This window comes from Bacillus cereus group sp. BceL291 (assembly GCF_051776705.1).
Lineage (GTDB): Bacteria > Bacillota > Bacilli > Bacillales > Bacillaceae_G > Bacillus_A > Bacillus_A cereus.
Genome location: NZ_JBPWAP010000102.1, coordinates 1 through 13,713, shown reverse-complemented (window position 1 = coordinate 13,713; position 13,713 = coordinate 1). Strand labels below are relative to the sequence as shown.

Here is a 13,713-nt window from a genome sequence, read left to right as displayed (position 1 = left end):
CGTCAGGGTTTATTTGATATGCCCGCTTTTATAAAATCTACAAAAGATAATAAAAAACTATATGGAAAGACCGCATTTTGTTTGAAAATATACCTTAAGTTGATGGATGTGGGGTAGCACCACATCGCTATCAAGCTAACAAAATACACCTACCCCCAGAACGAAACTTTGTGCTAATTTGTAATAAAAGCTCATTTTCTCGTTATGGGGTGGATTTGTTTTCTTAAGTTGGTGGGCATGCGGCAGAACCCCCAATAAATTTAATAGCGTATAATTTTCATGTTTTTTCGGCGAAACATATAATGTATTATTCGGTTCGTTGTAATATATTCTTTACTTTTTGTAAAAAAGATATTACTATTACGTTAATATAACTGTATAATAGAAGAGAGGAATGACATGCTTGAAAATAATATAGTAGTAGGAAGAGCTGAAAAAAGATGGACTCAACAACAATTAGCAGATGCAGTTGGTGTCAGTCGACAAACTATAGTAGCTTTAGAAAAAAATAAATATAACCCTTCTTTGATTTTAGCTTTCAAAATTTCTAATTCACTTGAGAAAGAGATAACCGATGTATTTAAATATAAGGAGGATGAATAATGGTTAATATTGCTACGATTGTAATTTGTGTGTTAGTAGTATTGGTGTTTATTGCAGAAATTTACAAAATTACATTTGAACGTCGGATGGAGTCACAAGATGAGAGAGGGCAAATGTTCATCTTTAAAATTAAGTCATTATCTTATACTGTTCTAACCGTTGGTATATTAATTGGAGTAGCATTAGTAGCAATATTTAAGTTAATAGATAAGGAATATTTTATTTATTATGTAATGCTTGTGTTTTTTATTCAAAGTATAGTATCATCCATTTATTTGGCTATTGTTCGGAAAGTATAAAACGGTTCACTAGATAGCGATGTGGTGCTACCTCTCATATATCATTACCCAATATTTTTCTTCTAGCTCACCTTCTTCAATAACTTTTTTCCAGCCCATATTCTCATAAAACTTTAATGCTTTTTGATTTTTAGAAACACACTTTAATCTTAATGGTGTATTCATCTTTTCTATGGAAGCATGAAGTAACTGTCTTCCAGCCCCCTTACCAAAGAACTCAGGATGTACAAATAAATTGTGTATAAAGTTTTCAGGTAAATATAAAGAAGCAAATCCGAGGATATGATTATCTTCCTCTGCTAGTAGTATATGTTCTCCTTCAGTATGTTTATCAAAATCTTCTATAGTCATTTCATTTCTATCTAGCCAATGAAAACTTTCACGCCGTGATTCTAAATATATCCTTCTTAAATTAGGGTAGTCTAATGCAGTTGCTACTCTAATATTCATTTTCTCACTCTCTCTTCCTTTTTTTAATTGAATAAATCTAACCGTTTCTAGAGTAAACGGTTAAATTTACGAGAGAAATTTATTCACTCGTATCTCTTTAAAACAATGGCTGCATTATGACCTCCGAAACCAAATGAGTTAGATAGACCTATATTTATTTTCACTTGGCGAGCAACAGATGGTACATAATCCAGATCACATAATGGATCAAGATTTTCTAAGTTAATTGTTGGAGGAACTGTCCCTTCCTTTAAGCTCATTGCTAGAGCAATTGCTTCAACTCCACCAGCTGCCCCTAACATATGACCAAGCATAGATTTATTAGCTGTTACCGGAATCTGATAAGCTTGTTTTCCAAACAGTTGCTTAATAGCCATCGTTTCAGAGATGTCCCCCACTTTTGTACTTGTTGCATGGGCACTAATAACATCAACTTCTTCAGGCGATATATTGGCATTTTTTAAAGCTGATCTCATTGCAAGATAAGCACCTTTACCTTCCGGATGTGTAGCTACGATATGGTATGCGTCTGAACTTGCACCATATCCAATGACTTCTGCATAAATCTTTGCCTCTCTATGTAAAGCATGAGATAAAGATTCTAAGATTAGAATTCCAGCTCCTTCTGACATGACAAATCCATCTCGATTTTCATCAAATGGACGACTAGCTTTAGTGGGATTATCGTTTCTTGTTGATAATGCTGTAGCGTTACCAAAACTGGCTATTGATAAGTCTGTTATAGCTGACTCTGTTCCACCCGCAAATATAACGTCAGCTTCCCCAGAACGAATTAGTCTAAAGGCTTCCCCGATAGATGTATTTCCAATTGCACAGGCAGAAACAGGTGACATAGAAGGTCCCATCGCATTCCACTTGATACTAATTTGTGCTGCAGCAGCATTAGACATTATGGCAGGTACTAGAGTTGGGCTGACTCTTCTTGGTCCCTTCTGCCTAAGTGCATCAACATTTTCAATCAAGGTTTCAATCCCTCCAATACCTGAACCCACGTATACGCCTAACCTTTCTACATCTATACGATCGAGGTCTAACTTAGAATCTGACCAAGCTTGTTCAGCGGCAGCCAAAGCAAATTGAGAAAAACGATCTAAACGTCTTGCCTCTTTCTTTCCTAAAACTTCATCTGCATCAAAATCTTGGACGATACCCGCAATTTTTGTTTTATGATTGGTAACATCGAAAGTATCGATATTGACTATACCAGATTCCCCTTTAATTAGATTGTTCCAAAATGTTTTGATGTCGTTTCCTATAGGAGAAACTACGCCCATACCAGTAATCACAACTCTTTCCACTTTGCATTCCCTCCAATCAATAATATACTTGTATTTTACAGTCAATTTATCCTATTACAAGGGGGGGATTTATCCTAGTATAACTACTACTAGGATAAATTGATAAGATAAGGAGTTTTAAAAATGAATAATAAAACAAGGCTTAAAGCTCTGTCGGCATTCTTAAAAGCTAAGCGTGCCCAAATTAGTCCAGAGTCTATTGGTTTGTCTGCCGGAAACCGGAGAAGAACACCTGGGTTACGAAGAGAAGAGGTTGCGCAGTTAGCAGGTGTAAGCACCACTTGGTATACATGGCTAGAGCAAGGAAGAGATATAAAGGTTTCTACAATCGTACTTGATTGTATTTCTAAAGCTTTGCAATTAAATAATGATGAAACAGACTACTTATATGACCTGGCATTCGAAACAAATTCAGAAAGTACAAGTCCAAAAAAGGATCAATCAAAGCTTAGCCCTTCTTTAATACGAATACTAGATGAATTAACATATTGTCCAACTATCATTACGGATCGACATTGCCATATTATGGGCTGGAATCCTGCAGCTGCTCATGTTTTTTTAGATTTTGAACAAATACCAAATGATCAAAGAAATTTGATTCGTTTAGTATTCACTAGAAAAGAGTTAAAAGCATTGGCCGTCAATTGGGAACATTTCGTGAAAGGTTTTCTTGCTATTTTCCGTACCTATTATGGACGCTATTTAGACGATGAATGGTACAGCCAGTTTATTGAAGAAATGAGTCGTTCCCATCCAGAATTCCAGAATTTATGGCAAGAAAGTCAAGTGAGTAAGGCTCCAGACATGATAATTGAATTCAGACATGCTAAAGCAGGCAAAATGCTGTTTAATTTAACTTCTTTTCAAGTTCAAGGTGATATGGATTTACGGTGTAGTATCTATACGCCAGTAGGGGAAACGGATACAGAAAATAAATTAAAGCGATTAATGAAGAGGGCATCCGTTGAAAATTAATAAAGTAAGTTCATTACATTAGCAAAATGATAATGATTACTGAACAAAGTCATTATTCCTTATGGGAAAAAGAGTTAACTTTACTTTTTCCTTTTTGTTCAATGGGTGGATGGCGTTAGTTGAAGGATCATAGAAATGAACAGACTTTTTTATAAAAGAATGAATCAATTAAATAAAGTAAGAGCGTGTTTCGAACAATTTCAGAATACATAGGTCATTTATCTCTTTGTTCTGTACCCATTAAAGATTTCCACAGTACTAGGTCAATCTATCTTGTTTCTCGTACAGAAAAGATAGGACGAGCTCTTTTTTAAACATTTATGACTTAGCCCCCATATCTATCACCCTAACAAAAAAGGTTACCCAAAAACTATAAAAATGAACTTCGGTGCTGTAAAAAACACAAAATTATCGTTTAGGGGCTTCTTTAAAGTCTTAGCTTGATAGCGATGGGGTACCGCCACATTGCTATCAAGCTAAGGCTAAGAAAGGTCAGTTTCAGAAGGGATTTTTTCTTATTCTAAAAACCAGTGCAAATCATTGGGGATTCTGCATATCAAATAAATCCTAACGGGTTTCATTTTTAAAATTAAGCGGCTTAATTATCAGACATGGTCCAATTGTAAACGACACCTAATATATTAAAGACTGTTTTCTCCCTGTATCGATGGGGATTTTCGTCCGTTTCGCTGTAAGAGTTTCAGCAGGCGAAGAAGAATATTTGAAAATCTAATATTTTTTAGAATCGTAACCTTTATAGGTGGAGTTGTATTAGTAAATTCATGATAGCTATAATAAAAATTTTTAAACAATACCAATTAATTTTGTATTTTAAAATTAATACTTGCAAATCCAATACACCTCGTATACAATCTGTATACACATTGTATACAGATTGTATACAAAATGTAACGAGAGGTGAAAATGATGGCAGAAACATATCGTAAAGCTAAGGTATTAAAATTTCTAGACAAATTACGTGAAATGAAAGAGATGAATATAAAATATTCACAAATGTATTTGATAAACTTAAAAGAATTAATTCCTCATATGGAGAATGATATATTTTTTCTGGAAAATGTAGAAGAAATAGAAGATATTTTAGAAAATCTACAGTTTAAGAAAGAGGAAGAAAATATTGTTTTATCAAGAGAGCAACTCATGTTTTTTAAGGAAGCAACTAATGCTATAACAACAATCAAAGATATCAATATTATTTTAGAAGAAGCTGGAGAGTTTTTTGACTTAGATATTCCTGAAAGAAAAGTGAAATCTGGAATGGTAAATTACAAAATTCAATCCATTGATCCAATGGATATGACTGGTATTAAAAAGCAATATTATATTATGTTAGGGGAAATTGGTGTATCATACCCTGATGGAACAGGCGATGAAGAATTTGTAGCGGCTGCAAATAAAGTATTTCTGGAGTATGTTACACATAATGATATTACAAAAGTAGATGATGGTTTTATTGTTTCGCTACCGGTATTTGCTTCTCATCAAGTGATAAAAGATTTAACGAATGCAGATTTAACAGTTCTTGCAATGATTCCTATAAAAGAAAAAGAATAAGAAGTCATAGAAAATAAGTAAATGGCTGAATTGAAAAAGCAAGTATTAGAGATTTTAGAGGAAATATGTGAAACCGATATAATAAAAGAAAGTCCATAAAAAGCTTTGAATTTCTTGAGCAAATAGTTATAATTCATCAAATACAGAAATAGACATACAAAAATACCATCCTTTCCTATGATTCTACAGAAAGAATAGCGTATTTTTTATTTTAGGGGGATTTTTGAAGAAGGAATTAATACAATATGTAAAAATACTCTGCTATCTAGTGAACCGTTTTATACTTTCCGAATAATAGTCAAATAAATAGATGATACTATACTTATATAATCATTATCAGGAGAATCTGCAGATTTGCAGATTCTTTTTTATTTTATCGAAAGTAAACTTTTAGCCAGCAGTTTATTTTCCTACTATTGATTTTTATACGTATTTGGTGAAAAATCAAGGAGCTGCAAAAAAATACTATACCGAAAGTTCGGTATAGTAATGTGCATATCAAAGATCCCACTTTGGTATATCTCCGAAAGAGTCATAAAAATCTATGTTTTTTAATTCAGTTGCAAACTACAAAACTTTTTTTGAAAGAAATGTACATACAAATTATATTTTATTCCATAACTCTCTAACTTTTGTTCATGGTAGTCTGATATTGAAAAAATATAATATTTGGTACGACATCACTTTGTTTTTTTATAAAGTTTTGTAATTAAACTATAATATTGTATTTTTTTTGTATTATTGAAATTAGTAATAATAAAATGTATTATTGAAAAGCACAATTTATAATTCAAGTAATCAGGACTATGTGCCCATTATAATTTGAACATTCAGAAATTATAATATTGTCTAAAAATGAGGTGAGATTCATAGAAACAGTACATATTAAATGGTATGGAATGTATAGTATAAATGATTTTTATAATAGGGAAGAAGCTTCTAAGAAGGGGATATTTGCAATCTCTAGAGTATGTGCTAAGAGTGTAACATTGCTATATATAGGACAAACCAAAAGAAGCTTTATACAAAAGATAAGGGAACTTAATAAGGAGTGGCCTTTCGATGAGAGCGAATTAAAGATTACATTAGGAATAATAGAATTTCCTAGTGGTGAAATTTACTCTGAAAAGAAGGTAAAAGAGATAAAATCCCTTTTGATTTTACGACATACCCCATTAGAAAACGAAACATCTTTATTATACTATAGAGGGAAATTTAATTTAAAAATTATAAATAAGGGAAGAAGAGGTTTAATTGTTAAAAAGCTTTCTACAGGAGATCTAATATGGACATAATTGGAATCACCTTTGAATAAAATTGAAAGTTTCTTAAGTGCAGAAGCTTATCTATTTTTAATGTATTAAACTATTTTGAATAACATATGTCAGATACTTGAAAAAACACAAATTTTATTATGATATGAAATCCTGTATGGAAAGTGTAGTTTATTTCTATTGTTTAATAAAAATATTAAGAATTTTAGGGATAATACATAAAGAGTAGAGGAGAAAGTAAACACGGAGGTTTGAAGAATGGGACAAGTAAGCAGATTTCAAGAAAAACAACAGAATCGTCGTCAAAAGGCAATTTTTAATATTGCATTTACTTTGGTATTAGTGACAGTTGGTATAGTGACATACCAATTGTTTACCCCTTCTAATACATCAACGAAAGCAATTGCTCAAGAAAAGAAAGTAACAAAGATAGAAGAGAAGAAAACTGAAGATAAAGAAACAGCAAAGATAGAAGAGAAGAAAACTGAAGATAAAGAAACAGCAAAGATAGAAGAGAAGAAAACTGAAGATAAAGAAACAGCAAAGATAGAAGAGAAGAAAATTGAAGATAAAGAAGCAGCACAGCTAGAAGAGAAATCAAAAGCAGAAAAATCGGTAAAAACGAACGGAAATGAAAATAATGAGGAAGAAAAAACGGCATCTCAAGAAAAGGGTTCTCAAACTAATCCTTCTTGGAAGCCAATTGGTACCGAGCAAGGAGCAAAACCTGAAATGAAATTTAAAGAAGGAACAGTAGATTGGAGTGAGATGAAAAAAGCAATTTCTTATGCTGTTGATGTTCCAGAGAGCCAATTGATTTTCGATTTTATTGGGAATAATGGTAATAATAAAGCCTACGGTAATGTACGAGATAAGCAAAATAATAAAAAATATAAGGTTAATATTGATTGGGTAGAAAATCAGGGGTGGAAACCAGTATCTGTACAAGTGGTAAGATAAATAATAGAAATGTAATGATGTAAATCAGCTGTCCATATGGACAGCTGATTATTTTTTTTGCTTAGCGTATTTTTTTGAAAATGCTGGTGGTACCTCGTTGAGAAACATGAATTAAATCTATATTTTGTTTTATTTACCTCACTACTTTATCCATAACTTCTTTATATTTATAATAGTAATTAGTTTCAAATAAATAGTTGTAGGGAAGAAAATGTTCCTTGTAAGTAGTAAGCATCCTTTGCAATTTTACTTTATAATTATTTATAAAAAAGAAAAGACACCCTAAGGTGCCTTCCTTCGACTTGAACCATCTTAATTTTAATAATATATTGGACTCCCATCCAAATATTATTTTACCATGTTAAATTGTTTTATTCATTGAGAAATATAGTTTCATTTTATATTTAAAAGAATTCTATAGGCTAGAACCACCTATTAATTAGGGGGAACTGACATGTTAAGCTAATATTATAGTACTTCTAGAACGGAAATTTTTTTAAATATGTATACGAGCCACATACCAAAAAAAAGACACTCTCAAGAGTGCCTCTCCTTAGCAGCCGAATCCGCCGCCCCAACAGCTAGCGCCAACGATGATTAATAAGATGAAGAGCACAACAAGTAAGGCAAATCCGCCGCCGAAACCACAGCCTCCACCACAACTACCGCCATAGCCCATATTAACTCCTCCTTCCATAAAGACCATTTATTAATGGATTTAATTTAATTTATGTTTTTAAGGATGAATGGAGCAGGTCCTTAAAAAAATAAAAGGATTTTAGAAGTTAAAAAGAGTTGACGACCTTATTTTTGTCACCGGTATCCCGCCTTCTACATATTGTATTTTATTCTGTGTATTGGGGGAAGGAGGATCTTATGGCTAATTCTGAGATGATTTTACGTTTACTTACGGATTTAAAGATTGAACAACAATTGTTGAAAGAACAGTTAGAGAAAATGCAAACAGCTGTGACTATTCTTGAAGAAAAATCAGTGACGCTTAAAGAAAAACCAGCGACGCTTAAAGAAAAAACAATGACTCCTGAAGAAAAACCATCTGTTACAAAGCAAAGAGCTTTTTCTGGACGCCCAACATCTTTTCGTGATTGGAGAGCATCTAGTCAAAAAAATTAGGGAATGTTATGTGAAATGATAAATGAAAAAGTACAGTCTGCTGTAGAAAAGACTGTACTTTTTTATGTTAGTAGAGAATGTTAAGGGAGACGTATTTATTTTGCCTATTCCAATTCCACTTTTAATTGGAGCTCTTTATCTAACTTATCATTATTAAATTTTAAAGTTAATCCTCGCGTGTTTTTCGGTACATCGAATACAATGTTTCCGTCCGAATGTTCATCAGGGTTAACAATACCAAATTTAAATGTAGACGTATTTGCAGCTTTAAGTACGGATTGATATTCATTAGAAATGTGATATTCTCTTCCAAATCCATCAATTAATTTAAAGTTGTTAATATCTAGTGTAATGGGTTCTTCTTTACGATTATAAACTGCGATGTCTAATACTTTAAAGACACCTTGTGCTTTAACTTCTCCAGTCCCTATAACATCTAATGACTCGGCAGATCCCATTGACATGTATACATCAGAGGAATCTACATTGGTAGGAAGTTCTTTTTGCGAATCCTTGCTACTAAGTTTGTCATTCTCTGTTTTTTTAGAAGTCGCCTGCTCATTTTTTGCAGGCGCATCATGTGAACTGCAAGCTGATATTCCAAACAAGAATGTGCTACATAATAATGGGGCTAATAACTTTTTGTTCATCGTTTCTTCCTTCCAAAATAGAAGCACTTTAATGAGTGCTATATATTTGTCTTTATATGTATTACATTTTATATCTTATTATATTAATTTTGGAAGGAAAAGGGAAAATATTGTGCATTTCTCTGATTCGAGTTATTTATCCCGCTATTTGCCGGGCAGTAAGACCCCCACTTAAAAATTCAGCGAAAGCAAAGAAGTTAGGTGGGGGCTGATTAAAGTTTCACTTTATCCGTCTAAAAGTTGAAATTAAAATGAGCCCCATAAATGATAAACCATTCCACTAACAAAAAACACTAATCCTAAAAATAAAACAATTAAAGCAAGTATTCCATTTTTATTATGTTCCATAAAATTAGCTCCTTTTTCATTTACTTACATACAAAAAGCCTCTAGTCGTAATTATGGCTAAAGGCTGTGGTCATTATACTTTTGTGGTCAATATTACTTTATTTAGCTGTATCTGAGTAGTATTCCTCAGCACGAAACTCTTTAATAAGTGATATTTCATTTGTATCTGGATTAAACTTAAATATTTTAATTTGATTTGATTCGTCTTTGTATGCAAATGTATTCTCACCAACTTGGGTCATATTGCTGGTGTTTAAGATAGGATTGCTACCGTGATCAGTAATTTCTACAGTTTTCTCCCGGTCCCAAAACGCAATGACAATAATCAAAATGATAAGACATACCCGTATAAAACGTAATTCTCTTGCAACAGGATGTTCCATCTGTTAGTCTCCTTTACTGTTTGATAGAGTCTGTTTATAAAAGAGATAATTCCAATTTCCAATGAATATAAATAAAAAAGACACCGTAAAGTGTCTTTTTTATTTTAGTTATGCGCATTACTTAATAAGACGCTAGTTCCTCAGTCTGGCTATGAGTAACTATGTAGGGTAATTCCATTATAACATTTTAACCAGTAATGGGTCTATATGGAATTTTGTTGATTTTCTTTTTGATTATTCAGAATTACTTACCAAGTATTTGGATGAGGAAAGCAGTGAGACAGAAGCGACTAAACTTGTTTTAGAAGAGTGTCTTTTTTGTATCATTGTGAGTAGAGTGTAGAGTTATATTTCCCTTTACACAAACATAACGGTATAATATAGTTAAGTTAAGTAAACTTAACTATTAAGTAAAACGAAATAAAAGCATGGAGGATGCTATGACTAGAACGTATAAAGAAGTAATTAATGAAATGAATCGAGCCTATACGGAACTCTATATTTTACTATTTCAAGATTTAAAGGATGAGTTCGGTCTTACTGGGCAGCAAGAGAGCATGTTATTTCATATTCATTTAAATGAAAACACGACAGCAAATAACATTGCGAGTACGTTTAATATAACGAAAAGTGCCGTTAGCCAAGTTTTATCGAAATTGGAGAAACAGAAGATGATTTCAAAACAAGTAAACCCTAATAATAAACGGGAGTATTTTCTTACACTTGGTCCAAACGGTAGTAAGTATATAGAACGGTTGTCTGAGTTAGATGATGTATTAATTGAGAAATATTTCTCTAAAATCGATATAAACGCCCTAGAGCAAATGACAGATACGTTAACGAAAATAAATAAAGTGATATTGGAAGAAAAGCAGAAGGATCTTGATTGTAATGAGTAAGAACTTAGATGAAGCATTAGTAGAAAGGAGGAGAAGCGTGTGATGAGTTACATACCAAATATGATTACGATAGCAAATTTTGTGTGTGGGCTTTTGGCTATTCACGCTGTTTTCGTTCACGATATGCATGGTGCAGTTATGTTCATTATTACAGGTATGGTATTTGATCTGTTTGATGGTATGGTCGCTCGGAAACTAGATGCTGCTTCGGAAATAGGCGGAGAGTTAGACTCATTTGCGGATTTAGTGACCTTCGGTGTGGCACCATCTATTCTTGCCTATAGTGTCGCTTTAAAAGATTTGCAGTTTATCGGGATGATATGTGCGCTCGCTTATAGTATTTGCGGAATGCTGCGGCTTGCTAGATTTAACACGCAACAAAGCAAACTCCCAACATTCATCGGAATGCCCATTCCATTTGCGGCAATGTGTCTCCTCATTTTATGCCTCCTAAATAACCCAGTTTCCGTGGCATTTGGCACATGCGTACTCGCTTATTTAATGGTGAGCAAAATCAAATTCCCTCATTTAAAAAAAGATATATCGGAAAGCTTGAAGTCCGAAAGATGGGATTAATAGGAAAGATAAGGAGCATAATATGATTCGTATGGCATTAAGATCATTCAACATACAAATATATTGTTTATTAGGCGTGATGTTATTGGGATGGTTGCTGACACCTTTTCCAGCCCAGTTTGTAGGGATAAGCATCGGCCTTTTAGTGAGTATGTACTGCGCCTGGATTTTAGGAAGGCGTATCGAAAAGTTCGGAAATAGCATCGTAAAAAAAGAAAAAGCACCAATGCTCGGCATGATGAATCGGTTTGCAGCCGCCATACTCGGTGCGATTATTATGTATGAAATTGAACACAGTGAGTACATGTGGACATTTGCAGCTGGAATTATGGGTGGGTATTTCCTGATTATTATTAATTTGGGCTATTACAGTATGAGGGATGAGAAGAAATAAAGTGCTGTGTAAATAACTAATTTGGATGATTTGAATGTAAAAGCCTCAAAATTTTCTTTTCTAGAGAGCTTTTTATTACAAAGAAAAGACACCCATATAAGAGTGTCTTTTCCAATAGTTTTTTAGCAGAAGCAAGAAGCTCCAACAATGATTAATAAAATAAACAATACAACTAGTAAAGCAAAGCCGCCGCCACAACCACTACTACAACTACCACCAAATCCCATAATAGTTCCTCCTTTAATAAGAGGGGAAAACAAGGGGTCACTCATGTATTTTAATGGATTCAATTTACTTTATGTTTTTTACACAATAATTGAGCAGGTCCATTTGCAAATAAAGAAAAGACACCCTAAGGTGCCTTCCTCCGACTTGAACCATCTTAATTTTAATAATATTGGACTCCTGTCCGAATATTATTTTACCATATTAAGTTGTTTTGTAAAATGTTCCATATCGATAATTGCAATAAACGTTTTAGTTTTGGAGTTATGTATCTGTCTAAACGTTGAAATTAATAAAAGTCCGATTGGTGAGGGCTGATTAAAGTTTCACTTTATCGAATTTGGAACTGAAAATGTACTAGCTTGATAATGAAGCCTGGCTATTAGAATTGAAAAATTTTAGTTTTATTATAATTAATAGAAATGAGAGTAGTGTGAATATAAAGCCGCTCCAAATAAGCTGGTGAATACCTAAGTTTGAAATGAACCAGCCTCCAATAGTGGTTCCTAAAGTAATTCCGAGATTTGAGAACGAAACGAATAGACTGTTACCAAATTCAGGTGCTTCTTTAGCTTCACTTATTAACCATGTTTGACCAACAATTAATCCACCAGCATGTACGATTCCCCAAATGAATACTATAAAAATCATTGGAACAAGGTAGGAACCTAAATAATAAACCAATATGTAAACAATAGAATATAGAATAGGGAATGATATTACAGTGTTTATTATGCTTTTTTGCAGGAGACCACCAAATAAATGATTACCTAAAATCATAACTATACCAAATATGAATAGCATGATACTGATGAGAGATCCATTCATGGAAGTTACTTTTGCAAGGTACTCGGCGAAGTAGCTGTATACGGAAAACATGGCTGCAAAAAGGAATGTGACGGTTAAAATATTTAACCATAATCCTGGTTTGCCGAGTATACGAATTTGTTTGCCGAAAGACATTTTTTCTTTAACAGGCATAGAAGGAAGTAGGAGTAGTATTCCAATGAATGCAAGAGTGTTAACGAATGCTCCGAATAAGAAAGCCATTTCGAGTGAAAATTGGTCTGCAAGGTAAGAGGTTAGTGGTATACCTAAAGCGAAACCAACAGTAATTCCCATGAAAACTTTTGTAACTGCTTGACCGCTCTTTTCTGGAGGGACAAGTTTAGCAGCTGTTACAAGAGCGATTGAAAAGAAGAGTGGATGAAGCGCTGCCGGTAAAATACGAAAAACAAGCATGACTTCAAATTGTGTTGTATAAGCGTAGATTAAATTTGAAATAACAAATGTGAAAATTGCTGTTAATAAAATTATTTTGCGATTAATACTAGAGACGAGCAGAATTAAAAACGGACCAGAAATAGCAACAACTAGTGCAAATATACTTACTAAAAATCCAGCTTGTGTAGTTGAAATTCCGAACTTTTCAGTGATTTGTGGTAATACGCCGACAATACCCATCTCGGTAGTAATAATTCCGAACACACCTATTGCGAGTGTCAGAATAAGTAAAGGATTTACTTTTTTCATTTATAAAACTGTGCGTGATAGGTAAAGCTTTGATATCATCTCCACCTTTTCCCCCACCTAACACCGTACGTGACAGTTTCCCGTCATACGGCGTCCCATCATTTTCAGCTAATTGA

The 13,713-nt window shown here is 33.3% G+C and carries 17 protein-coding genes; 10 read left to right on the top strand and 7 right to left on the bottom strand.

Going from position 1 to position 13,713, the window contains the following annotated elements; genetic code table 11:
• Positions 1–399 precede the first annotated feature (399 nt).
• Positions 400–603, top strand: a complete 204-nt coding sequence (locus ACS2CR_RS30855; RefSeq protein ID WP_000892395.1) for a helix-turn-helix transcriptional regulator — start codon at positions 400–402, stop codon at positions 601–603.
• The gene (locus tag ACS2CR_RS30850) at positions 603–902 is read left to right on the top strand and encodes a hypothetical protein (RefSeq protein WP_000247165.1); all 300 of its coding nucleotides are present in this window, start codon (positions 603–605) and stop codon (positions 900–902) included. Before ACS2CR_RS30855 ends, ACS2CR_RS30850 begins: the two co-directional genes overlap by 1 nt.
• Before the next feature lie 27 nt (positions 903–929).
• On the opposite strand, the gene ACS2CR_RS30845 is transcribed toward ACS2CR_RS30850, so the two are convergent.
• Positions 930–1,352, bottom strand: a complete 423-nt coding sequence (locus ACS2CR_RS30845) for a GNAT family N-acetyltransferase (protein ID WP_001026484.1) — start codon at positions 1,350–1,352, stop codon at positions 930–932.
• An 83-nt stretch (positions 1,353–1,435) separates the two neighbouring features.
• Positions 1,436–2,671: a beta-ketoacyl-ACP synthase II gene (fabF, locus tag ACS2CR_RS30840; RefSeq protein WP_000442906.1), complete on the bottom strand. Its 1,236-nt coding sequence runs from the start codon at positions 2,669–2,671 to the stop codon at positions 1,436–1,438.
• Between the two features lie 123 nt (positions 2,672–2,794).
• On the opposite strand from fabF, the gene ACS2CR_RS30835 reads away from it, so the two are divergent.
• The 4 genes from ACS2CR_RS30835 to ACS2CR_RS30820 all read left to right on the top strand — a co-directional run bounded on the left by ACS2CR_RS30835 (position 2,795) and on the right by ACS2CR_RS30820 (position 7,455).
• Complete coding sequence (locus tag ACS2CR_RS30835) at positions 2,795–3,646, top strand: helix-turn-helix transcriptional regulator (protein ID WP_139894345.1); 852 nt, start codon at positions 2,795–2,797, stop codon at positions 3,644–3,646.
• A 924-nt stretch (positions 3,647–4,570) separates the two neighbouring features.
• On the top strand, positions 4,571–5,221 hold the full coding sequence (locus ACS2CR_RS30830) for a hypothetical protein (protein WP_002100801.1): 651 nt from the start codon (positions 4,571–4,573) through the stop codon (positions 5,219–5,221).
• An 860-nt stretch (positions 5,222–6,081) separates the two neighbouring features.
• A complete protein-coding gene (locus ACS2CR_RS30825) occupies positions 6,082–6,516 on the top strand; it encodes a hypothetical protein (protein ID WP_002100802.1) in 435 nt (144 codons plus the stop codon).
• A 237-nt stretch (positions 6,517–6,753) separates the two neighbouring features.
• Positions 6,754–7,455 (top strand): YrrS family protein, encoded by a 702-nt coding sequence (locus tag ACS2CR_RS30820; RefSeq protein ID WP_065704712.1) that lies wholly within the window; start codon positions 6,754–6,756, stop codon positions 7,453–7,455.
• Positions 7,456–8,008: 553 nt separating this feature from the next.
• Here ACS2CR_RS30820 and ACS2CR_RS30815 read toward each other — a convergent pair.
• On the bottom strand, positions 8,009–8,134 hold the full coding sequence (locus tag ACS2CR_RS30815; RefSeq protein WP_000540377.1) for a YjcZ family sporulation protein: 126 nt from the start codon (positions 8,132–8,134) through the stop codon (positions 8,009–8,011).
• A gap of 197 nt (positions 8,135–8,331) precedes the next feature.
• On the opposite strand from ACS2CR_RS30815, the gene ACS2CR_RS30810 reads away from it, so the two are divergent.
• On the top strand, positions 8,332–8,589 hold the full coding sequence (locus ACS2CR_RS30810) for a hypothetical protein (RefSeq protein ID WP_000013694.1): 258 nt from the start codon (positions 8,332–8,334) through the stop codon (positions 8,587–8,589).
• A gap of 104 nt (positions 8,590–8,693) precedes the next feature.
• Here the strand turns inward: ACS2CR_RS30810 and ACS2CR_RS30805 are convergent, their stop codons facing one another.
• Together ACS2CR_RS30805 and ACS2CR_RS30800 are read right to left on the bottom strand one after the other, a co-directional pair.
• A complete protein-coding gene (locus ACS2CR_RS30805; RefSeq protein ID WP_139894346.1) occupies positions 8,694–9,239 on the bottom strand; it encodes a DUF4352 domain-containing protein in 546 nt (181 codons plus the stop codon).
• A gap of 446 nt (positions 9,240–9,685) precedes the next feature.
• Positions 9,686–9,970 carry a YmzC family protein gene (locus tag ACS2CR_RS30800; protein ID WP_000400968.1) on the bottom strand — a complete coding sequence of 95 codons (285 nt, stop codon included), beginning with the start codon at positions 9,968–9,970 and terminating at the stop codon, positions 9,686–9,688.
• A gap of 440 nt (positions 9,971–10,410) precedes the next feature.
• Between ACS2CR_RS30800 and ACS2CR_RS30795 the strand changes: the two genes are divergently transcribed.
• Genes ACS2CR_RS30795 through ACS2CR_RS30785 form a run of 3 tightly spaced genes read left to right on the top strand, consistent with a single transcriptional unit; the run spans position 10,411 to position 11,839 of the window.
• Positions 10,411–10,869, top strand: coding sequence for a MarR family winged helix-turn-helix transcriptional regulator (locus ACS2CR_RS30795; protein ID WP_065704709.1), 459 nt, complete (start codon positions 10,411–10,413; stop codon positions 10,867–10,869).
• 42 nt (positions 10,870–10,911) lie between these two features.
• Positions 10,912–11,445: a CDP-diacylglycerol--serine O-phosphatidyltransferase gene (gene pssA, locus ACS2CR_RS30790; RefSeq protein ID WP_070757378.1), complete on the top strand. Its 534-nt coding sequence runs from the start codon at positions 10,912–10,914 to the stop codon at positions 11,443–11,445.
• A gap of 22 nt (positions 11,446–11,467) precedes the next feature.
• Entirely contained in the window at positions 11,468–11,839 is a 372-nt protein-coding gene (locus ACS2CR_RS30785; protein WP_000620583.1) for an ATP synthase subunit I, read from the top strand.
• Positions 11,840–11,961: 122 nt separating this feature from the next.
• Here ACS2CR_RS30785 and ACS2CR_RS30780 read toward each other — a convergent pair whose 3' ends face one another.
• Positions 11,962–12,066 (bottom strand): YjcZ family sporulation protein, encoded by a 105-nt coding sequence (locus tag ACS2CR_RS30780; RefSeq protein ID WP_000505689.1) that lies wholly within the window; start codon positions 12,064–12,066, stop codon positions 11,962–11,964.
• A 355-nt stretch (positions 12,067–12,421) separates the two neighbouring features.
• Positions 12,422–13,597: an MFS transporter gene (locus tag ACS2CR_RS30775; RefSeq protein WP_000757550.1), complete on the bottom strand. Its 1,176-nt coding sequence runs from the start codon at positions 13,595–13,597 to the stop codon at positions 12,422–12,424.
• Positions 13,598–13,713 lie beyond the last annotated feature (116 nt).